Genomic DNA, 19,880 nt, shown 5'->3' with positions numbered 1-19,880 from the left:
GTCTTCATCGACTCACCCCTGACCATGCTCGTCACCGCCATCGCCTCCATCCTCATGGTCGCCGGCTGGTACGCCTGCCGCCACCGCATCCGCCAAATCGCCGAAACCCGCGACGGCTACACCGGCACGTCCCCGGTAGTCGCCAACGCGCCGGCTGACACCTTCAAGAAGTAGCTGCCGCAAGACGTCCGACGGCGGCACCTGGGTTCTGGAAGTCGCAGAACCCGGGTGCCGCCGTCGGGGTTTAAGGGCAGTTTCCGGCCGTCACTTGGACGGCTTGACCACCAACGCTGACCCTCCGCCGCGCCTTACCGGCTCGGCTGCGGCCAGGGTGCGCCCGTCATCGAGGAATTCGATGGCGGTGGCCGCCCCGATCTCCGAGGCGGAGGTTCCCGGGGCACCGGCCGCCATAAACGTGTGGCCATAGCGGGCAGCCAGGACCTTGCCTGACGGGGAGTCAATGAAGGCCTGTTCCGCTGTCACATTGGCGGTATTCCGCTGGGACGCACGGGGGGCCGCGATGGCGTCCGGGGTGCTCATGCCCAGGTCAATGCGGTTGACGATGGTCTGCAGGACGGTGGTGATGATGGTGGAACCGCCCGGTGAGCCCAGTGCCAGGAACGGCTTGCCGTCCTCCAGCAGGATGGTGGGGGACATGGACGAACGCGGCCGCTTGCCCGGCTCGATCCGGTTGGGATCGGCCTTGTCGTACACGGCTGAGAAGTCCGTGAGCTCGTTGTTCAGGATGAACCCGCGTCCGGGAACCACCATGCCGGAGCCGCCGGTCTGTTCAATGGTCAGCGTGTACTCCACCACGTTGCCCCACTTGTCCGACACGGTCATGTTGGTGGTGTTGATGTTTTCCGTGTCCTTCTCGTCCGCGGCAGCGGCAGGTTTCACCGGGCAGGCGCCGTCGTAGGAGGTGACGTCACCTGGCAGCACCGGCTTGGTTGCCGCATGGGTGGGATCAAGCTCGCAAGCGCGTTCCTTGCCGAAGATGGGGTCCGTCAGGGCCTTGGTGGGCACCTTCACAAACGCCGGGTCCCCCACGTACTTGGCACGGTCCGCAAAAGCCAGCGCGCTGGCCTCAAGGTAGTGGTGCAGCACTGCAGGCTGGTCCTTTTTCAGTCCCGGCAGGTCGAACACGTCCAGGATGTTCAGCGATTCGCCCACCGTGGTGCCGCCGCTGCTGGAAGGCGCCATGCCGTAGACGTCGTAGCCCCGGTAGTTCACATGCGTTGGGTCCTGGTCCAGGGCTTTGTAGTGCTCCAGGTCCTCCTCGGTCATCGAGCCTTTGGGGACTGGGAGGGTGGTGTCCTTGGACTTGGGCGGGTTCTGCACGGTGTTGGCGATCTCCTTGGCCAGCGGTCCGTTGTAGAACGCGTCCATTCCCTTGGCTGCCAATAGCCGGTAGGTGTCTGCGAGGTCGGGGTTCTTCAGGACTGATCCTACGGCGGGCGCCTCGCCGCCCGGAAGGTAGATCTCGCTGGTGGCGGGGAAAGCGGAGAAGCGGACCTTGTTCTCTGTGGTCTGAAGATTGAACGTCTTGTCCACCACGAATCCGCGGTCAGCGACCTCAATGGCAGGTTCCAGCGCCTTCTTCAGGCTGAACTTCCCCCAACGCTCCAGCGCGCGTTCCCACGTGGCGGGCGTTCCCGGGACGCCCACCGAGACGCCGCTGGTGACGAGTTCTGGCGTGAAGTTGTAAGATTTGCCGGTCTTCGGATCGATAAAGGCATCATGGGTGATACCCGCCGGCGCCGTTTCCCGCCCATCGATGGTGCTGACTTTCCGGGACTTCGCGTCGTAGTAGACGAAGTAGCCGCCACCGCCAATTCCGGCGCTGTACGGTTCGGTGACCCCCAAGGTGGCTGCCGCGGCGACGGCGGCATCAACGGCATTTCCGCCATGGCTGAGGACATCGATGGCCGCCGCTGACGCTTCCGGGTCCACAGTACTCACCGCGCCGCCGTAACCGGTGGCCGTGGGGTTCTTGTCGGTGTGGCGCCCGTCGCCTTCATGCGGGTTTGTCGCGACTGCGGGGCTGACGGCCCCCGTGGTGACGCTTATGGCCAGCGCGGCAGTAACAGCTGCGAGCCGGCGTCCGAAATGTGGCATGGTGGCTCCTAAATGGGGGTTTGAGTGATGTGGGCCACGCTACTCTTCGGGTAGGACACACTCAACGGCTCCGGAAAGGAAGGGTGCACCATGGCAGGATCCAAGCTCGCGGTGGTAGGCGCGGGAAGCGTCGGAACCTCGCTGGCGTACGCAGCATTGATCCGCGGCTCTGCCAGCAACATCGCACTGTTCGATGTCAACGCGCCCAAGGCGGAGGCTGAAGCCCTGGACCTTGCCCATGGCAGCCAGTTCGCCGCGGCGTCGGCCACCGTAACAGGCGGCGGGGACATCGCCGTTACGGAAGGCGCCGACGTCGTGGTCATCACGGCCGGCGCCAAGCAGAACCCCGGCCAGAGCCGGCTGGACCTGGCCGGCACCAATGTGCGGATCCTGGAGCAGTTGATGCCGCCGCTGCTGGAGCAGGCACCGGATGCTGTCTATGTCCTGGTGACCAACCCGTGCGATGTCCTGACGGTGGCCGCGCAGCGGATTTCCGGACTGCCCCCGGAGCGGATCTTCTCCTCCGGAACGGTACTGGACACGTCCCGGCTGCGCTGGCTGTTGGCCCGCCGGGCAGGGGTCTCCGTCACCAGCGTCCACGCCAGCATGGTGGGCGAGCACGGCGACACCGAATTCCCGCTGTGGTCCGGCGCCACCATCGGCCCGGTCCCGATCCGCGACTGGACGGTTGGCGGGGAACGGATCTTCACGCCCGAATCCCTCACGGGCGCCGCCAAGGAAGTGGTGCAGGCCGCTTACAAGGTCATCGCGGGCAAAGGGGCCACGAACTACGCCATCGGCCTCTCCGGCGCCCGCATCGTGGAAGCGCTGCTCCGCGACGACAACGCCGTCCTGCCCGTATCCACGGTCCTGTCGGGGCTCTACGGGATCTCCGGGGTGGCGCTTTCCCTGCCCAGCGTGGTGGGCCGCGGCGGCGTGCACCGGGTTCTTGAGACACCCATGGACGACGACGAGCTGGCAGCACTGCGTCACTCTGCGGACACCCTGCGGCACTCCATGGACGCGCTGGGCCTCTGAGTGGACGTCATGCAACGCCGCCGCAACCCTCCCGGGCGGCGGCGTCGCATAAGCTCACTTCCAGGTGCCAAACGCTGGCCCACCGGGACTGGCTCGACGACGAACCAACAGGAGTAACGCATGACCAACTGGCGGATCAGGGATTTCCATTCGGCGGACCTGGACGGGATCCTGCACCTGTGGGAGACGCTTAAGGCCAACAACGTGGAGCCCGTCTATGCCCTGTCCGAGGTCCTCGCCTCCTGCGAAAAAGACCATGCAGTGGTGGCGGTGCTGGGTGAGCAGGTGGTGGGCGCCGCCGTCGGGCGGGCCGCCCACGACCAGGGCTGGATTGTCTTCCTCGCCACCCTGCCCGAATACCGGGGCCGCGGCATCGGCACCTCGCTGCTGGCCGCCGTCGAAAGCCGGATGGCCCCGCATGGCCTGAACAAGCTTTCGGCGCTGATGCCGGAATCCGAAACCCGGGTGGAGGCGTTCCTGGGCCGCGGCTTCGCGCTCAAGAAGAACCTCCGCTACTTCGAACGCACCATCCCGGTCCAGCGGCAGGAGCTCGGTGCCCTCGGCCAGCTCGGCGGCCGGGTCCTGGCACGCGACCTGTGGGAAAACGTGGCGGGGATGCGCAAGGAAAAGGAACTGCTCGAACGCCGCCTGGTGCTTCCACTCGCCGAGGCGGACCTGGCCGATGAATTCGGCGTGGTGCCGCCGCGCGCCGTCGTCCTGTTCGGCCCCCCAGGCACCGGCAAGACCACCTTCGCCAAGGCCATCGCGTCCCGGCTCGAATGGCCGTTCGTGGAAGTGTTCCCCTCGCGGCTGGCCGGTGATCCCCAGGGCCTGGCCGGCGCACTGCGCGAAACCTTCCTGGAAATCGCCGAGTTGGAGCACGCGGTGGTGTTCATCGACGAGGTGGAGGAAATCGCCTCGCAACGGGCCGGGGACCCGCCGTCGCCGCTGCAGGGCGTGACCAACGAGCTGCTCAAGATCATCCCGGCGTTCCGCGAACAGCCCGGCAGGCTCCTGGTCTGCGCCACCAACTTCATCCGCGCCCTGGACTCTGCATTCCTGCGCCACGGTCGGTTCGACTACGTCATCCCCATCGGGTTGCCGGACCGGCAGGCACGCGAAGCCATGTGGCAGCGCTTCATCCCCGCCACCGTGGTGGACGGCGTGGACGTGGAACTCCTGGTGGAGCGCACCGATGGTTTCTCCCCGGCGGATATCGAGTATGCCGCCCGGAGCGCGTCACAGCGGGCCCTGGAAAAGGCAGTGTACGACGACGGCGGGCTGGCCTCGGGGGGCGATGTGTCCGTCCGGGAGGCGGTGCGGAAGGGCCCTTCCACCCAGGACTACCTGGATGCCATCGGTGACACCCGGACCACCGTGAGCGCTGAAGTGCAGGCGGATTTCCTTGAGGACATCGAGGCGCTGGGGCGGGTCTAGCTCCCGGAACCGGAGTCGTACCGGAGGTTTTCGTAGTCCGTGTCGTCGGCCTCGTCCAGCTGGGCGTCGAATTCCTCAAGCAACCATGGGTTGGCCCGGGCCAGGATCTTCCGGACTTCTTCCACCTCTACGGCGGCATACAGCACGGGCCTGGCATCACGGTACTTGGTGACCGGAGGCTTGTCCGGCCACTTCGCCGCGAGCGCCTGGACACGTTCCGGCAGCGAATTGTGGGCATTGTCGGCGATCTTGACCAGGGCGGCGTCATGGTCCTGGGCGATCTCGAGCATGCCGGCCTGGTAATCATCCGGGTTGCTGTGCAGTCGGTTAGTGACGCGCTCGATGATGTCCACCGAACGCTCCGGGACCCCCATGTCCAGCAGTGCCTGGCGGGTGATAGGTGTGTCCTCGGCGATGTCGTGGAGATACCCGGCGATCCGGATCTCGTCGTCGAAGTCCGCCAGGGCATCGCCCACGGCAAGGACGTGCTCCCGGTACGGGCGCTTCAGCTTGTCCTTTTGCCTGTTGTGGGCCACTTCGGCCAGGACCTTGGCTGTTTCCACCGTAAACCTGGGTGCGGGGTTCTGCTCCGGAAAGTGCTCGCGTGACATGCACTAAGCCTAGGGCGTGGTTGCCGCCTTGGGTGTCCACACCCAAGGTTCCCGGGGCAGGGCTCCGGGGCGGAAGGCCGGCAACGCCTGCCCCAGCGTCCCGCCCGGCAGTCCGACGGACGCCAGCAGCCTGTCCCGGACCTCCCCTGCCGCCACCCCGGTCTTCGCCAGGTCAGCGAGCGTGACCGCACCGTCACGCTTGGCCAGCCGCACGCCGTCGTGGTTCACCACAAGGGGAACATGCGCATATTCCGGTATTGGAATATTCAAGAGGCTTGCGAGATACGCCTGGCGGGGCGTGGACGGGAGCAAGTCATCACCGCGGACCACCTGGTCTATGCCCTGTTCGGCATCGTCCACCACCACGGCAAGGTTATAGGCCGTGACGCCGTCGTTGCGCCGCAGCACAAAGTCGTCCACCACCCCCGTGAACTGGCCGTGGAGGACATCCGTCACGGTGAACTCCGCGACGCCGGCCCGCAGGCGGAGGGCGGCGGGCCGGATGGAACGCTTGAACTCCAGTTCCGCGCGGTCCAGGTTTCGGCAGGTTCCCGGGTAGGCGCCCTGCGGGGCATGCGGCGCGGACGCCGCCTCCTGGATCTCCCGGCGGGTGCAGAAACACTCGTACGTGAGGCCCGCCCGCGTGAGCCGGGTGATTGCCTCGGCATAGAGGGGCCCCCGGGCCGTCTGCCTCACCACGTCGCCGTCCCAGGTGACGCCGATGGCGGCCAAGTCCCGCAACTGCTCCGCCTCCGCCCCGGCGCGGGCACGGTCGAGGTCCTCCACCCGCAACAGGAAGGCCCGGCCGGTGGAGCGGGCGAAGAGCCAGGCGAGCATGGCGGTGCGGAGGTTCCCGATATGTAGTTCGCCGGAGGGGCTGGGGGCGAAGCGGCCGGCGGAGGTCATGAACCAACCCTAGACCGAACGACACAAGAGCCCCTCAGCTACCGATGACAGCGGAATTCCGACGTCGGTAACCCAGGGGCTCTTGCCGTGTTTGCAGAGTGAGCATGGTGTGAACAAGCCTCATTCAGCGGCGGCCTCCTTGCGGGAAGCGGTGTCCAGGGTGCGGGTGGTGTGCCGGGAAACCTGTAAGCCTGCGGGTTCGAGCGGTAGCTTTTGCCCTTGTTGCCACCATTCCAGCAGACGACCTACAGTTGGTACAACAAGCAGGACTTTGGTTAGTCATACTGATCAATTCCTTACGCGGGAGCAGGCAGGAAGTGATCAGATTGCAGGAACTGGACGCAACAGACAAGCGGATCCTGAATGCACTGGATCAGGACCCGCGGATCCCGGTCATGGTGCTCGCCCAAAAGCTGGGCCTGGCACGCGGAACCGTGCAGTCACGGATGGAGCGGATGGCGGCGTCGGGCGCCCTCCGGCCCAACAGCAGCCGCGTCCTGCCATCGGCCCTGGGGCGCGGCGTCGCGGCGGCCGTGAGCGCAGAACTTGACCAAAGCCACTTGAATGAGGCCATCGATGCACTGCGGCGGATCCCCGAAGTCCTGGAGTGCCACGCGCCGGCCGGGGACACCGACCTCCTCATCCGCGTGGTGGCCAAAAGCCCTGACGACCTCTACCGCGTCTCCGAAGAAATCCGCCTTTGTCCCGGCATCGTCAGGACGTCCACGAGCATGTTCTTGCGCGAGGTCATCCCGTACCGCACCACCGGATTGCTCGAAGGGTAGCCGTTGCCCAGCTGCTACACCGGCGGGCCGGCGTTGGATTTCAGGTTCTTCATGACCAGCGTTGACGTCAGCCGCTCCACCCCGGGCAGGGACGTGAGCTCGGTGTCGTAGAAACGCTGGTAGGCCGGCAGGTCTTCGGCGATGATCTTCAGCAGGTAGTCAGGCGAGCCGAACAGCCGCTGGGCCTCGATGATGTTCGGGTTCCCTGCCACCCGGTTCTCAAAAATCTCCATCGTGGACCTGTCCACCTGGCGGAGCGTGACGAACACGATCGCCTCGAACCCCAGGCCCACCGCAGCCGGGTCGACGTCCGCCTTGTAGCCGCGGATGACTCCGGACTGTTCCAGTTCCCTCAGTCTCCGGTGGCATGGTGCCACCGTCAGCCCCACCTTGGCAGCAAGCGCCGTGGCCGTCATCCTGCCATCCTCCTGGAGGTGGCGCAAAATATTCCTGTCGATACTGTCGATCACGCAATAAACATATCGGTTCGGCGGTGGGTCGGGCGAAAACCGGACAGCACTTTTGGCTGAATTCTCCCTATGGTTGCTCCTGAGAGTATTCCGACAGGAGAAAACCATGAATCCGCAGCTGTTCCTGGCATTTTTGGTGGTGGCCGCCGCCCTGGCGTGCACGCCGGGAGTGGACTGGGCCTACACCATCGCAGCGGGACTGAGGCAGCGCAGCTTCGTTCCGGCGGTGGCAGGACTATGCGGCGGATATGTCCTGCACACGGTCCTGCTGGTGGCAGGACTGGCCGCGGTGCTGGCCGGGTTGCCCGGCGTCCTGGGCTGGATCACCCTGGCAGGTGCCGGCTACCTGCTGTGGCTCGGTGTGGGAACCCTCCGGTCCTGGCGTGGGGCCACCTTCAGCGCCCATGCCGACGGCGGCTCCGGCACCCAGCTGCGCACCTTCCTGCAGGGCATGGGCACCAGCGGGATCAACCCCAAGGGCCTGCTCTTCTACGTGGCGCTCATCCCACAGTTCATCAGCGCCGATGCTTCCCTGCCCGTGCCCGTGCAGTCCGGACTGCTCGGCATGACGTTCGTTGTCCTGGTGGGTGTGGTTTACACGTTGGTGGCCCTGCTCTCACGAACCCTTCTGCAAAGCCGGCCCGGCGCCGCCCGGGCAGTCACCCTCGCCAGCGGCATCATCATGGTGGCGCTGGGGGCCGTGCTGCTCGGGGAGCAGCTGGTGCCGCTCCTGGCCGGCCGGGCGTAGCACCGGCCCGGGGCTTCTAGTCCCCGTTGAGTTCCTTCCAGTCCTGCTCCCAGATCCGCCGCATCTCCTCGTCCTTGCGGATGGGTACCGGTGCCCCAAGCTCACGCTGCGGTTCCGGGTCCGGGCGCCGGCGCCCCCAGTCACGCGGGTTCAGCGTCCGGCGGCTTGATTCCAGCACCAGCAGCGCCCGGTCAGTCAACGCATCATTGCGGAGCGTCAGGTGGGTCTTGCGACGGCGGAGTACCTCAGCGATGGCTTGGTGTGCGGCGTCCAGCCGGCCCTCCCTGCGCAAGGCACGGGCGCGGACCAGCAGCAGGGCGGCGGAAAGATCGTCCGCGTTCAGCAGTCCGTCGGTCCAGTCGATGACGGTCCGGGTTCGACCCAGCCCAAGGGCCAGAGAGCAGCGCGCCAGGGCCATGGGCAGCGACGGCGGCAGCCCGGTGAGCGCATCGAGAGCAGCTTCCGTGCGGCCCGTCTCGCGGAGCGAGTGGGCGAGGGCCAGGAACACCGATTCCTCACTGAACAGGACGGGGATCTCTACCCGCTCGGCCAGTTCTATCCTGGTGACGATCCGGGTGAGGTAGGTGGAGGAGTAGCGGTTCGCCTCGTCGTCGTTCCTGGTGGTGAGGCCGCGCTGGAGGAGCTCGGAAGCCCGCAGGTAGCCGCCATGCTTGTATATCAGCAGTCCGGCCATCAGGTAGCAGAGACCGGCCCAGCCGGGGTAGGCGCGCGCCAGGGTGATCAGGCGTTCCGGTTCGCGGCTCGTGAAGACAGCCTCGTGGACCGCCTTGGCCGGCTTGGGCATCAGCCGCTTGAGCCGGGGCACCTCGCCGTCGACGGACAGCAGGGCGGGATTGCGCCCGCCCAGGACGCCGGTCAGCAGGCCGCCCACACCTCCGGCAAGGTCGTGGACCGGAGTGCGAAGGTATGGCTGGCCGAAGGGAGTGAGGTCGCGGCTGTCCCAGTAGATCGGTGCAGTTTCCCCGGAGCCCATCCTTCCATGCTAACCGCGGCCGGCCGGAGGCGGACGCCCATCCCGGAAGGCGGCGCCGGACTGGGGGCCTTGTCCCGGCTCCATATTCAGGGAGGGTGGGAAGCACCTTTGTCCAGGCTTGGCATCAATCCTGCCGACCTGCTGCAGAAGCTTCCCGGTGGCCTCGGTGACAAACTTCCGGGCGGCCTGGGACTCTAAGCGCCGGCCGCGGCTATCCACACCCCGATCACCCAGGTACTGGCAGCCAGGCAGGCGAGCCCGAATTCGGCGAGCATTCCCAGACCCGTGGCCTTCAGTGCCGCCCAGCTGGATCGCGCCGCCGTCGACATGTTCCGGGTGCGGAGGAACTCGCTGGCCAGCAGCCCGGCGGCGAAGCCAACGAAGAGTCCCACTACCGGGATGATGAACATTCCCGCCACACCCGCCACCAAAGCCACCACGACGCTGCGGCTTGGAATGGCGTGCTGCTTCAGTTTCCGGCCGGTGAGGACGGCGCCAGCTGTCATTCCTGCGGCCACAAAAATCATGGCCACTGCGAATACCACCCATCCCGCCGTTCCGGCACCGCCCCAGATGGCCCACGCCAGCAGGCTCACGCCGATCAGGACGCTCCCGGGCAGGACAGGAATGATGGTGCCGGCCACCCCCACCAGGATCGCCAGGCCGCACAGGATGGTCACCACGGTTTCGGAGCTCATGGTGCCCAGTCTAGGGTGCTGCCTTAATGCCCGACGGCGGTACCTCCTTCAGGAAAGGAGGCACCGCCGTCGTGGTTTCCGGGGAAGGAAGCCCTACCCTGCTTCGACCGCTGCGGCGACCGCGGCGGTGACTGCCGGGGCCACGCGGGGGTCCAGGGGGCTGGGCACGATGTAGTCGGCCGACAGTTCCTCTTCGGCGAGCTCGGCGATGGCGCGTGCCGCCGCAAGCTTCATGGCAGGGGTGATGCGGCGGGCGCCGGCGTCGAGGGCACCGCGGAAAATGCCGGGGAACGCCAGGACGTTGTTGATCTGGTTCGGGAAATCACTGCGGCCCGTGGCCACAACGGCGGCGTACTTCACGGCAACCTCAGGCAGGACTTCGGGGTCCGGGTTGGACAGCGCGAACACGATGGCGTCCTTGTTCATGGTGGCAAGGTGCGCCTCGTCCAGCTTGGAGGAGGAGACGCCGATGAAGACGTCGGCACCGGCCAGCGCCTCGGCGGGTCCGCCCGAAATGCTGCGGGGGTTGCTGCGGCCGGCGATGTCCGCTTTCTTGCCCGCGGGGCTTGCGGCGAGGTCGGCTCGGTTGCTGTTGATGACACCCCGGGAATCGAGCAGCACCACGTCGGTGATGCCCGCTGCCAGCAGGATTTCGGCAACGGCGATTCCGGCCGCGCCTGCACCAGACACCACGACCTTGAGCCCTTCGAGGCCGCGGCCGGTTACCTTCGCGGCGTTGGTGAGCGCAGCAAGGGCCACCACGGCGGTGCCGTGCTGGTCGTCGTGCATGACCGGGCAGTCCAGGGCTTCGATGAGCTTTTCCTCAAGCTCGAAGCAGCGCGGTGCCGAGATGTCTTCGAGGTTCACGGCGCCGAAGCTGGGGCGGAGGCGGACCAGGGTCTCCACGATCTCGTCCACATCGGTGGTGTTGAGTACCAGCGGGATGGAGTCAAGGTCGCCAAAGGTCTTGAAGAGGGCGGACTTGCCTTCCATCACCGGAAGCGAGGCGCTGGCGCCAATGTTGCCCAGGCCCAGGACGGCGGTGCCATCGCTGACCACGACCACCAGGCGTTCCGCCCAGGTCAGTGTGCGGGCGAGTTCGGGCTTGGCATGGATGGCACGGCTGACCTCGGCGACACCCGGCGTGTAGGCGATGGACAGGTCCCGCTTGTTGGACAGCGGAACAGTACTGGTGACGGACAGCTTGCCGCCCTGGTGGGCGCCGAAGATCTCTTCTTCGGTCAGGGCAGTGGCTGCTGAGTTGTCGGTGGCGGTGATTGCGTCAATGGACACGTCGTTGTCTCCTGGTGCTTGCCGTGGGCGCACGGCACATGGGGCTGGTGCCCGGCAGCGGGCCCAGCATGGAAAGTAGTGCGACAGGAAACCCAGGGGTGGCGGGTCCGTGGGGAACGCCGGGGATGTTTCCGCCCTGACCGCTCCTGTGCCTCCATGGTAGGCAGCCCCAAGGGTGCGGTCAGGCCACCCTTGACACGAAGCAACCCTGCTAAAACGCTTACGCAGGACATTTTGTGGTCCGCATCACGTGATTATGGCGGATTTAATGCCGTTTTGGTCTAGACCAGTTACGCGGTTTTGCCCACTGTGAACCCTGATTCAGCACCGGGGGACAGCCGTCCGCAGGCCTTTTTGAGGTCCTCCTCGGCTTCGAAGAGCGAGAGGCGGCGGTTGCGCACTGACTGGACCAGACCAGTGACGGTCAGGAGCAGGACTCGGGCGCCAACGGCATCACCGCAGGCTCCGGCCACAAGCTTCTCACTGAGCGCGTCGATCTCGCGCAGCAGATCCGTGGTGTCCTTCTCGGGGAGGTAGACGCCCCGGCTGAGGCACTGCTCCACCGCGGGCTGCATGACGCGCATGTGGAAGATCTCCATCAGCAGGCCGGAAAGCGCCCGGCCGCGGAAGCGCGGGGACGAGCCGCGGGACCCTGCCTGCAGCTCATCAAGCTGCTGGCGGTACAAGGCGAGCATCAGGTGCGTTGGGGAGGGAAAGTACCGGTAGAGCGTGCCGAGCGGAACGTCCGCTTTTTCCGCGACCTCGGAGAGTTCCACGGCGTCAAGCCCGGTCCGGGCAAACCCTGCAGCGGTGTCGAGGATCCGTGCATAGCGGAGCCGCTGGCGCGGAGCGGAAGGCCTGGCGGCCATGGGCGGATGGTCTGAAAAAGTCTCGGGCATCAGCATTCCGGGGTTGTGTTTTAGCGACTGCGGCCAGGAGCGCCCCCACTTCCGTACCGCCCTGCAGCCGGTTCAACTATACGGCACAGGTCCGTGCCCTAATTCGTCAGCCACCCTTACTATCAAGGGCCGCAAGGTCAGTCGACGCCCTTGATCTTCACCACGAAGACGGCGCCCAACAGTCCGATGACCGCCGCCGTGAGGAACAGTGTCCGGTAGCCACCCCCGTAGGCCACGGCCAGCAGCGCCAGCCCCGGGGCAACCACCTGCGGCAGCGAGTTGGCCACGTTGATGACCCCCATGTCCTTGCCGCGGCTGACCGCGAAGGGCAGGACCTGGGTCAACAGTGCGAAGTCAACGGCAAGGTAGGCGCCAAACCCAATGCCCAGGACGGCGGCACCGGCCAGGGCTCCGGGCCACACGGGAAAGAACGCCATGATGGCACCCGCCATCGCGATGGTGGCGGAGGAGGCGATGACGAAGGGCTTCCGGCGGCCCACCCGGTCGCTCCAGGGCCCAGCGACCACGGCGGTGATCATCACCATGACGGCGTAAATGCCCGTCAGGACCAGCACTCCCGCGGCGGGGTCCTCATGGTGGATGACGTCCCGCAGGAAGAAGAGCAGGTAGACGATGGTCAGTTGGTTGCCAACGTTCACCAGGAAGCGTGTCAGCCAGGCCCAGGCGAAGTCCGGGTAGATAAACGGGCTGATCCAGAAACCCTTGAGAAAAAGCCCGAGGCGGAAAGCCTCCAGTTCCGACTTGGGCAGAGCGGGGTCATTGCGGTGGAACAGGTACGGCAGAACGGACAGCAGCAGGGCCCCTGCGCAGAGCCAATAGCCCACCAGGAAGTTTCCCGAGACCACGGCTCCGAAAACCGCCCCGGTGAGGATGCCGAGGGTCTGGCCCATCGCTGCGAGGCCGCCCACTCCCCCGCGCTGGACCACGGGGACCCGGTCGGGGACCGCAGCGGTGATCGCTGCGTAGGCGGCATTTGCGCCCAGCTGCACCAGGCACCAGAAGAGGGCCATCAGGGCCACGGCGCCCGAGAAGGACATAGCCACAAGCGCCGCAGCAGCAAGCACTGCCCCGGCCAGCACCCACGGAGCCCGGCGGCCGAAGCGTGACGTTGTCCGGTCCGAGAACGCGCCGGACAGGGGATTGGCCACCAGGGAAACAGCCGCGCCGCAGGCCGTGACCAGCGAGAGGATGGCTTCCTTGCTGGGCGCGTCGATGCTGATGGCCTGTTGGCCGATGAAAACGTTAATCGGCCCGAAAAACGCCGCGTTGATACCCACGTTCACCAGCACCAGGCCGGTCACCCAGCGGGCGGTGACCTTTCGCACCGGCTCGGCGAGCGCCGCCCCGGTGCTCTCCTCTTCCGCGGGCGGCCCCGAGGGCGCGGGAGTGTTGGACAGGCTCATTGCGTGGCTCCCCCCGGTGCGGCCGTTTGGCAGTGGGATCAGACTATCGTGGGCGGTATCGCGCCGCCCGTCCCAAGGCGCCGCATGTGCATAATCCACCACCAGGCGAGGAGAGCCACGTGACCACACCAGCAGGAACCGGATCCGCCCCGGCCGTGAACACCGCCGATCTTTATGATGAGCGCGGCGACGGGCTGGCGTCCGTCTCGCTGCAGTTCCAGTCCCTGGGCGGCCGCTCCCATTTCAGCGGCCCGGTCCGGACCATCCGCTGTTACCAGGACAACGCCCTGGTGAAGTCCACGCTCGGCTCCCCGGGGAACGGTGCGGTCCTGGTGGTGGACGGCGGCGGCTCGCTGGGGACTGCCCTGATGGGGGACATGATTGCCGAAAGCGCCGTGGCCAACGGCTGGGCCGGCGTCGTCATTAATGGCGCCATCCGCGACCGGCTGGCCATCGCGGAACTGGATCTTGGCGTCAAGGCGCTCGGCAGCAACCCCCGCAAAAGCCAGAAGGCCGGAGCCGGCGAGGTTGACGTGGATGTAGTGATCGACGGCGTGACCTTCCGCCCCGGAGCCACTGTCTGGTGCGACCCGGACGGCATCCTCGTGGAGTCGTGAGGAAGGACGGGCAAAACTTTTTCGGTAAAAATCCGAAGGACGGGGAATAGAAAGAACCGGTAAGATAGTTACTGAAAGCAACTATCGCTGCTTATATCCTTTTCTTTCCTTGGAGCACCCATGTCCAAAGCCCCTTCCGCGCCCCGTGCCGGAGAAACACTGACGCAACGACAGATCGTCACGGTAATGGTGGGCCTGATGCTGGGCATGTTCCTGGCGTCGCTTGACCAGACCATCGTCTCCACGTCCATCTACACCATCGCCAACGACCTCGACGGGCTCTCGCTGCAGGCCTGGGCCACCACCGCGTACCTCATCACGTCCACCGTCAGCACGCCGCTCTACGGCAAGTTGAGCGACATCTTCGGCCGCCGCCCGCTGTACCTGACGGCGATCCTCATCTTCCTGGTGGGCTCGCTGTACGCCGGCTCGGTCCACTCGATGACCGAACTCGCAGTTGCCCGCGGCATCCAGGGCCTGGGCGCCGGCGGCCTGCTGGCCCTGGCGCTGACCATCATCGGCGACATCGTCTCGCTCAAGGACCGCGCCAAGTTCCAGGGCTACTTCATGTCGGTGTTCGGCATCTCCTCCGTCCTGGGCCCGGTGGTGGGCGGCGCGTTCGCCGGTTCCGCCAACATCCTCGGTTTTGACGGCTGGCGCTGGGTGTTCTTCATCAACATCCCCATTGGCCTCGCCGCGCTCACGGTGGTCTTCCTGTTCCTGCACCTGCCCGCCAAGCACCTGAAGCAGAAGATCGACTACTGGGGCGCAGCCGCGATCACCGTCGCCATCGTTCCGCTCCTGCTGGTGGCCGAACAGGGCCGCACCTGGGGCTGGACGTCGCTGAACTCCTTCCTTTGCTATGGCCTGGGCGTGGTGGGCATTGCGTGGTTCCTGCTGGCGGAAAAGCGTGCCGGCGACTACGCCCTGATCCCGCTCCGGCTCTTCCACAACGTCACGTTCGGGCTGTCTTCCCTGCTGAACTTCATCATCGGCATCGGGATGTTCGGCGCCATCGCGATGCTCCCCATGTACCTCCAGCTCGTGAAGGGCCTCACCCCCACCGAGGCCGGCCTGATGATGATCACCTTCACGGTGGGCATCCTGTTCGGTTCCATCACCGCCGGCCGCACCATCTCCGCCTCCGGGACGTTCCGCATCTTCCCCATCATGGGCACCGGCATCCTGACCGCGGCCGCCCTGGTGATGGGCTTCTCCCTGGGCGTTGACACCGGGCTCTGGGTGCCGGGCGTCATCGCGGTCTTCTTCGGCGTCGGCCTGGGCTTCTGCATGCAGCCGCTCACCCTGGCCATGCAGACCTCGGTCCCGCCGCGGGACATGGGCGTGGGAACCTCCTCGGCCGCGTTCTTCCGCTCCATGGGCGGCGCCGTGGGAACCGCAGTCTTCATCTCCATGCTCTTCAGCCTGGCCGCAAACCGGATTGCCGACGGCATGAAGGCCGCCACCACGGACCCCGCCTACCTGGCCGTCCTGAAGGATCCCGCCGTCGCGTCGGACCCGGCCAATGCCAAGCTGTACGACTTCTTCAAGAACGGCGCGTCCAACGACTCCCTGAACGACACCAGCTGGCTCCACACCGCCAACAGCACGCTCACCAGGCCCATTACCGAAGGCTTCGCCACGTCCATTGACACGGTGATGCTGACGGCCGCGGCCCTGACGGGCCTGGCATTCCTCATCAGCTTCGCCCTTCCCCGCAAGAAGCTGACGGACCAGAAAGCATCCCCGCAGGACGACGACAGCATGCAGATCCCGGCGCACTGACGCCGGGCACCCTGCCGGGGTGAGCGGGACAGTGGGATGAGACGACGACGGCGGCACGGCCCGCCGTCGTCGTCGTTCCTTAAGGCCCGGGCAGACCCTGCCAAGTGGAACCTGCGGCGGTGACGTGCCACACTGTTTAGCGCGTGTGCGCCGGCCCCTCCGGCCGGTACCGCAGCCGACGACGTCCGCACCGCATCCATAAACCCCCAAACCCAGGGAGAACCATGCCCACTGCACAGGAGCAGACCAATACCGGGATACCGCGGCGGGTGATCTGGCTGGCACTTGCGGGGGCGGTGGGCGGATTCCTCTTCGGCTTCGACTCGTCCGTGGTCAACGGGGCCGTGGACGCCATGAAGGAAGAATTTGCCCTGTCCGAGGCAGTGACCGGTTTTGCCGTGGCCATCGCCTTGCTGGGCTGCGCGGCCGGCGCCTTCCTGGCCGGCAAAGTGGCTGACCGCTACGGCCGCATTCCGGCCATGAAGCTGGGCGCGCTGCTGTTCCTGGTCAGCGCCATCGGTACGGGGTTCGCGTTCGGCGTGTGGGACCTGGTGTTCTGGCGCCTGGTAGGCGGCCTGGGCATCGGCCTGGCGTCCGTGATCGCACCGGCATACATATCCGAGATTTCGCCGCGAAAGGTCCGCGGCCGCCTCGCATCCCTGCAGCAGCTGGCCATCACCACGGGTATCTTTGCCGCCCTGCTCTCCGACGCGCTCTTCGCCACCAGCGCAGGGGGCGCAGACCAGGCCTTCTGGCTGGGCATTGAGGCGTGGCGGTGGATGTTCCTCGGTGCTGCGGTGCCGGCCGTCGTGTACGGCTGGGTTGCCTTCACCCTGCCCGAATCCCCGCGGTTCCTGGTCTTCCAGGGCAAGGAGGACGAGGCCCGGACGATCTTCGACTCGATCGCACCCGCGGAGGACACGGAGCGCCATATCCGCGATATCCGCGAAGCCATCGAGGAGGACAAGGTGGCCGGCCAGAAGGGATCGCTGCGCGGCAAGACCCTGGGCCTGCAGGCAGTGGTCTGGGTGGGCATCATCCTCTCCGTACTGCAGCAGTTCGTGGGGATCAACGTGATCTTCTACTACTCCACCACCCTGTGGAAGGCTGTGGGGTTCCAGGAGAAGGACTCCCTGGCCATCTCGGTGGCAACGTCCATCACCAACATCCTGGTCACCCTGGTGGCCATTGCGCTGGTGGACCGTGTGGGCCGCAGGCCCATCCTGCTGGCCGGCTCCGTGGGCATGGCCGTGTCCCTGGGCGCCATGGCCCTGGCCTTCTCCTCCGCCACCGGCTCGGGCGAGGACATCAGCCTCCCCGGCGCATGGGGTCCGGTTGCCCTCGTGGCCGCCAACATCTTCGTCATCAGCTTCGGTGCCTCCTGGGGTCCGCTGGTATGGGTGCTCCTGGGCGAGATCTTCCCGTCCCGGATCCGCGCCCGCGCGCTGGGCCTGGCAGCGGCGGCGCAGTGGGTGGCCAACTTCGCGATCACCCTCAGCTTCCCGGTCATGGCCTCGGCGTCCCTGCCGCTGACGTATGCCATGTACGCCCTGTTCGCTGCCGCGTCCTTCTTCTTCGTCATGTTCAAGGTGCCGGAGACCAACGGCATGTCCCTGGAGCAGGCTGAGACGCTGTTCGTGCCGAAGGGTTCAGCGAAAGCCAAGTAACGCCCCATCACATCCGGCGGCCTTTCCGGGGACGCCCCATCGGCTTTCGCCGGAAAACAACAAACCCTCCATCACCTGGTGTGATGGAGGGTTTGTTCGTTGTCCGGATATCTACACGACGTGCGGTTCGTGCGAGGACAGGTAGGCCCGGCCACCGAAGGCGATCAGGATGGCAATCACCATGGCCACGGCACCGGCGAAGAACGGAACCTGCGGACCGAAGTGTTCACCGAGCTGGGCTGCCAGGAAGGGGGCCAGGGCTCCGCCCATCCAGCGGACGAAGTTGTAGCCGGAGGACGCCACGGGCCGGGGCGAATCGGAGACGCCCATGGCCAGTTCGGTGTAAATGGTGTTGTTGACGCCCAGCAGGGCACCGGCAACGATCACCAGGACGACGACGGCAGGAACCGAGTGCCCGGCGGCCAGTCCCAGCCCGGCCAGGTCCAGCATGAGCAGGAACAGTGTGCCGGTCAGGACCTTGACGGCGCCGAAGCGGGCCTGCAGGGGCGGGGCAACGAAGACGGAGAAGACCGCCACGGCTACGCCCCAGCCGAAGAACACGCCGCCGATGCCGTAGGCGTTCATGCCCAGGATGAAGGGGGTGAAAGCCAGGATGGTGAAGAAGCCGTAGTTGTAGAACAAGCCGCTTGCCGCCGTCGTCCGCAGGCCCTTGTGGCCCAGTGCCAGCAGCGGGTCGCGCAGCCGCACCTTGCGTTCGGGCAGCGGCGTTTTAGGCAGCAGGGCGATCAGGGCGATGAAGGCGGCCGCCATCAGGACCGCAGTGCCGAAGAACGGTGCGCGCCACTGCCAGCCGCCCAGAAGGGCTCCCAGGAGCGGGCCCAGGGAGATGCCAAGGCCCAGGGCGGCTTCGTAGAGGATGATGGCGGTGCCGGCACCGCCGCTGGCCACGCCCACGATTACAGCGAGGGCGGTGGCCACGAACAGGGCGTTGCCCAGGCCCCAGCCGGCGCGGAAGCCCACCAATTCACCGACGCTCGCGGACAGGCCGGACAATGACGAGAAGACGACGATGACGGCCAGGCCGATCAGCAGGGTCTTCTTGCCCCCGATCCTGGAGGAAACAAAGCCGGTGATCAGCATGGCGAGTGCGGTGACCAGGAAGTAGCTGGTGAAGAGCAGCGATACCTGGCTGGGGCTGGCATTGAGGTTGGTGGCGATTGCCGGGAGGATGGGGTCCACCAGCCCGATCCCCATGAAAGCGAACACTGCGGCGAGGGCGGTGGCCCATACTGCCTTGGGCTGCTTCAGGAACGAGGCCTTTTCGGCCTGCAGGGTGGATTCTGGTGCCGGCAGGGTTTCTGCGAGCTGGCCGTCCATGGAGGGTACTCCTAAGTTCGTGGCTGTTTCAGTGCGGGGTGGGTGGTTCAGTTCTGGAGTGACGCATTGATTTTGTCGATCACCGGAAGGGCTTCCGCCAGGGCTTTGCGGTCCCGGTCGGTAAGGCCGCTGAGGATGTCTGCCATCACCTGGTTGCGGCGCTTGTTCGCGGCGTCGACGGCGGCGCGGCCTTCGGGGGTGAGGATCACCCGGACGGCGCGGGAGTCTGCCGGGTCAGGTTCGCGGCGCGCAAGGCCTGCGCGTTCAAGCTTGATGATCTGCTCGGTGGCGCTGGGCACGCGGACCCCGAGGTTCCGCGCGATCTCGCCGACGCGCTGGCCATCGCCGAGCAGCATCTTGAGGGTGCTGAGCTGGGCGGCGCTGAGTTCACCGTCCGCGTCGAGCCGCCGGACCAGGTAAACGCTGTGGCGGAGGGCTTCGCGGAACCCGCCGGCGAGTTCCTCCAACTGGGGATCTATGTCATTCATCGTTAGGTAGCCTAACATTTAGGGCACCTAACGGTCAAGGCCCTAGAGGGTCAACTTCATCCCGACGTGGCTGGCCTCGAAACCCAGCTGTTCGTAAAACCGATGCGCGGCCGTGCGGCTCTGGTGCGTTGTCAGCTGCATCAGGTTGCAGCTCCGCCTGCGGGACTCCGCGATGGCCCAGCCCACCATCAGCTTCCCGATCCCCTGGCTGCGGAGGGACGCGTCCACCCGGACGCCCTCGAGCTGCGAGCGCCATGCCCCGTGCCTGGAAATGCCGGGGAGAAAGCTCAGCTGGAACGTGGCCACCACCGCTGGAGAATTTTCGCCGGGCCGCACCAATTCGCCCACCACCAGCAAGTGGGAGGGGTCGGCCGCGATCGCTTCAAAAGCCAGTTCGTAGGGTTCCATGTCCGCGCCGTACTCCCGTCCGGCCCCCATGGCGTCGTCGGCCAGCAGCCGCACTATGGCGGGCAGGTCGGCGCGGGTGGCGTGGCGGAGTCTGAACGTCCCGCCGTCGACGTCGGCGGTAAACAGGGCAGGAACGGCATCTTCAGCAGGGGTCAC

The 19,880-nt window shown here is 66.3% G+C and carries 19 protein-coding genes; 7 read left to right on the top strand and 12 right to left on the bottom strand.

What is annotated here, in order from left to right; genetic code table 11:
• Positions 1-264 precede the first annotated feature (264 nt).
• A complete protein-coding gene (ggt, locus tag J2T23_RS15095) occupies positions 265-2,118 on the bottom strand; it encodes a gamma-glutamyltransferase (RefSeq protein WP_307361246.1) in 1,854 nt (617 codons plus the stop codon).
• A gap of 90 nt (positions 2,119-2,208) precedes the next feature.
• On the opposite strand from ggt, the gene J2T23_RS15090 reads away from it, so the two are divergent.
• Positions 2,209-3,156: an L-lactate dehydrogenase gene (locus J2T23_RS15090; RefSeq protein ID WP_141158967.1), complete on the top strand. Its 948-nt coding sequence runs from the start codon at positions 2,209-2,211 to the stop codon at positions 3,154-3,156.
• Between the two features lie 120 nt (positions 3,157-3,276).
• Positions 3,277-4,593 (top strand): ATP-binding protein, encoded by a 1,317-nt coding sequence (locus tag J2T23_RS15085; protein WP_307361241.1) that lies wholly within the window; start codon positions 3,277-3,279, stop codon positions 4,591-4,593.
• On the opposite strand, the gene J2T23_RS15080 is transcribed toward J2T23_RS15085, so the two are convergent.
• The gene (locus tag J2T23_RS15080; RefSeq protein ID WP_141158965.1) at positions 4,590-5,204 is read right to left on the bottom strand and encodes an HD domain-containing protein; all 615 of its coding nucleotides are present in this window, start codon (positions 5,202-5,204) and stop codon (positions 4,590-4,592) included. The genes J2T23_RS15085 and J2T23_RS15080 overlap by 4 nt on opposite strands.
• 9 nt (positions 5,205-5,213) lie before the next feature.
• On the bottom strand, positions 5,214-6,110 hold the full coding sequence (gene gluQRS / locus J2T23_RS15075; RefSeq protein ID WP_307361237.1) for a tRNA glutamyl-Q(34) synthetase GluQRS: 897 nt from the start codon (positions 6,108-6,110) through the stop codon (positions 5,214-5,216).
• A 326-nt stretch (positions 6,111-6,436) separates the two neighbouring features.
• On the opposite strand from gluQRS, the gene J2T23_RS15070 reads away from it, so the two are divergent.
• Positions 6,437-6,895: an Lrp/AsnC family transcriptional regulator gene (locus J2T23_RS15070; protein ID WP_210411392.1), complete on the top strand. Its 459-nt coding sequence runs from the start codon at positions 6,437-6,439 to the stop codon at positions 6,893-6,895.
• A 14-nt stretch (positions 6,896-6,909) separates the two neighbouring features.
• On the opposite strand, the gene J2T23_RS15065 is transcribed toward J2T23_RS15070, so the two are convergent.
• Positions 6,910-7,365: an Lrp/AsnC family transcriptional regulator gene (locus J2T23_RS15065; RefSeq protein WP_141158962.1), complete on the bottom strand. Its 456-nt coding sequence runs from the start codon at positions 7,363-7,365 to the stop codon at positions 6,910-6,912.
• 106 nt (positions 7,366-7,471) lie between these two features.
• Between J2T23_RS15065 and J2T23_RS15060 the strand changes: the two genes are divergently transcribed.
• On the top strand, positions 7,472-8,113 hold the full coding sequence (locus J2T23_RS15060; RefSeq protein ID WP_307361234.1) for a LysE family translocator: 642 nt from the start codon (positions 7,472-7,474) through the stop codon (positions 8,111-8,113).
• Positions 8,114-8,129: 16 nt separating this feature from the next.
• Here the strand turns inward: J2T23_RS15060 and J2T23_RS15055 are convergent, their stop codons facing one another.
• The 5 genes from J2T23_RS15055 to J2T23_RS15035 form a co-directional block, all read right to left on the bottom strand.
• Positions 8,130-9,107, bottom strand: a complete 978-nt coding sequence (locus J2T23_RS15055) for a hypothetical protein (RefSeq protein ID WP_307361231.1) — start codon at positions 9,105-9,107, stop codon at positions 8,130-8,132.
• Between the two features lie 194 nt (positions 9,108-9,301).
• Positions 9,302-9,805: a DUF456 domain-containing protein gene (locus J2T23_RS15050; protein ID WP_307361228.1), complete on the bottom strand. Its 504-nt coding sequence runs from the start codon at positions 9,803-9,805 to the stop codon at positions 9,302-9,304.
• 93 nt (positions 9,806-9,898) lie between these two features.
• The gene (locus J2T23_RS15045; RefSeq protein ID WP_307361225.1) at positions 9,899-11,098 is read right to left on the bottom strand and encodes an NAD(P)-dependent malic enzyme; all 1,200 of its coding nucleotides are present in this window, start codon (positions 11,096-11,098) and stop codon (positions 9,899-9,901) included.
• Positions 11,099-11,388: 290 nt separating this feature from the next.
• Complete coding sequence (locus tag J2T23_RS15040) at positions 11,389-11,997, bottom strand: TetR/AcrR family transcriptional regulator (RefSeq protein ID WP_141158957.1); 609 nt, start codon at positions 11,995-11,997, stop codon at positions 11,389-11,391.
• A 137-nt stretch (positions 11,998-12,134) separates the two neighbouring features.
• Positions 12,135-13,421: an MFS transporter gene (locus J2T23_RS15035; protein ID WP_307361222.1), complete on the bottom strand. Its 1,287-nt coding sequence runs from the start codon at positions 13,419-13,421 to the stop codon at positions 12,135-12,137.
• A 119-nt stretch (positions 13,422-13,540) separates the two neighbouring features.
• Between J2T23_RS15035 and rraA the strand changes: the two genes are divergently transcribed.
• From rraA to J2T23_RS15020, 3 genes are all read left to right on the top strand, one after another.
• Positions 13,541-14,038 carry a ribonuclease E activity regulator RraA gene (rraA, locus tag J2T23_RS15030; protein ID WP_307361220.1) on the top strand — a complete coding sequence of 166 codons (498 nt, stop codon included), beginning with the start codon at positions 13,541-13,543 and terminating at the stop codon, positions 14,036-14,038.
• Between the two features lie 120 nt (positions 14,039-14,158).
• A complete protein-coding gene (locus J2T23_RS15025) occupies positions 14,159-15,823 on the top strand; it encodes an MDR family MFS transporter (RefSeq protein WP_307361217.1) in 1,665 nt (554 codons plus the stop codon).
• 224 nt (positions 15,824-16,047) lie between these two features.
• Complete coding sequence (locus J2T23_RS15020) at positions 16,048-17,490, top strand: sugar porter family MFS transporter (RefSeq protein ID WP_307361215.1); 1,443 nt, start codon at positions 16,048-16,050, stop codon at positions 17,488-17,490.
• 111 nt (positions 17,491-17,601) lie between these two features.
• Here J2T23_RS15020 and J2T23_RS15015 read toward each other — a convergent pair whose 3' ends face one another.
• Genes J2T23_RS15015 through J2T23_RS15005 form a run of 3 tightly spaced genes read right to left on the bottom strand, consistent with a single transcriptional unit; the run spans position 17,602 to position 19,880 of the window.
• Positions 17,602-18,828, bottom strand: coding sequence for an MFS transporter (locus J2T23_RS15015; RefSeq protein WP_141158953.1), 1,227 nt, complete (start codon positions 18,826-18,828; stop codon positions 17,602-17,604).
• Positions 18,829-18,875: 47 nt separating this feature from the next.
• On the bottom strand, positions 18,876-19,316 hold the full coding sequence (locus J2T23_RS15010) for a MarR family winged helix-turn-helix transcriptional regulator (protein ID WP_141158952.1): 441 nt from the start codon (positions 19,314-19,316) through the stop codon (positions 18,876-18,878).
• A gap of 42 nt (positions 19,317-19,358) precedes the next feature.
• Positions 19,359-19,880: a GNAT family N-acetyltransferase gene (locus J2T23_RS15005; protein ID WP_168225722.1), complete on the bottom strand. Its 522-nt coding sequence runs from the start codon at positions 19,878-19,880 to the stop codon at positions 19,359-19,361.

This window comes from Pseudarthrobacter niigatensis (assembly GCF_030812615.1).
Classification (GTDB): Bacteria; Actinomycetota; Actinomycetes; order Actinomycetales; family Micrococcaceae; genus Arthrobacter; species Arthrobacter niigatensis.
This window is presented reverse-complemented; position numbering and strand designations above follow the sequence as displayed.

Coding starts and splice junctions, on each gene's coding strand:
- ggt (WP_307361246.1), bottom strand. CDS start 2,118: ATGCCACATTTCGGACGCCGGCTCGCAGCTGTTACTGCCGCGCTGGCC.
- J2T23_RS15090 (WP_141158967.1), top strand. CDS start 2,209: ATGGCAGGATCCAAGCTCGCGGTGGTAGGCGCGGGAAGCGTCGGAACC.
- J2T23_RS15085 (WP_307361241.1), top strand. CDS start 3,277: ATGACCAACTGGCGGATCAGGGATTTCCATTCGGCGGACCTGGACGGG.
- J2T23_RS15080 (WP_141158965.1), bottom strand. CDS start 5,204: ATGTCACGCGAGCACTTTCCGGAGCAGAACCCCGCACCCAGGTTTACG.
- gluQRS (WP_307361237.1), bottom strand. CDS start 6,110: ATGACCTCCGCCGGCCGCTTCGCCCCCAGCCCCTCCGGCGAACTACAT.
- J2T23_RS15060 (WP_307361234.1), top strand. CDS start 7,472: ATGAATCCGCAGCTGTTCCTGGCATTTTTGGTGGTGGCCGCCGCCCTG.
- J2T23_RS15055 (WP_307361231.1), bottom strand. CDS start 9,107: ATGGGCTCCGGGGAAACTGCACCGATCTACTGGGACAGCCGCGACCTC.
- J2T23_RS15050 (WP_307361228.1), bottom strand. CDS start 9,805: ATGAGCTCCGAAACCGTGGTGACCATCCTGTGCGGCCTGGCGATCCTG.
- J2T23_RS15040 (WP_141158957.1), bottom strand. CDS start 11,997: ATGCCCGAGACTTTTTCAGACCATCCGCCCATGGCCGCCAGGCCTTCC.
- J2T23_RS15035 (WP_307361222.1), bottom strand. CDS start 13,421: ATGAGCCTGTCCAACACTCCCGCGCCCTCGGGGCCGCCCGCGGAAGAG.
- J2T23_RS15025 (WP_307361217.1), top strand. CDS start 14,159: ATGTCCAAAGCCCCTTCCGCGCCCCGTGCCGGAGAAACACTGACGCAA.
- J2T23_RS15020 (WP_307361215.1), top strand. CDS start 16,048: ATGCCCACTGCACAGGAGCAGACCAATACCGGGATACCGCGGCGGGTG.
- J2T23_RS15015 (WP_141158953.1), bottom strand. CDS start 18,828: ATGGACGGCCAGCTCGCAGAAACCCTGCCGGCACCAGAATCCACCCTG.
- J2T23_RS15010 (WP_141158952.1), bottom strand. CDS start 19,316: ATGAATGACATAGATCCCCAGTTGGAGGAACTCGCCGGCGGGTTCCGC.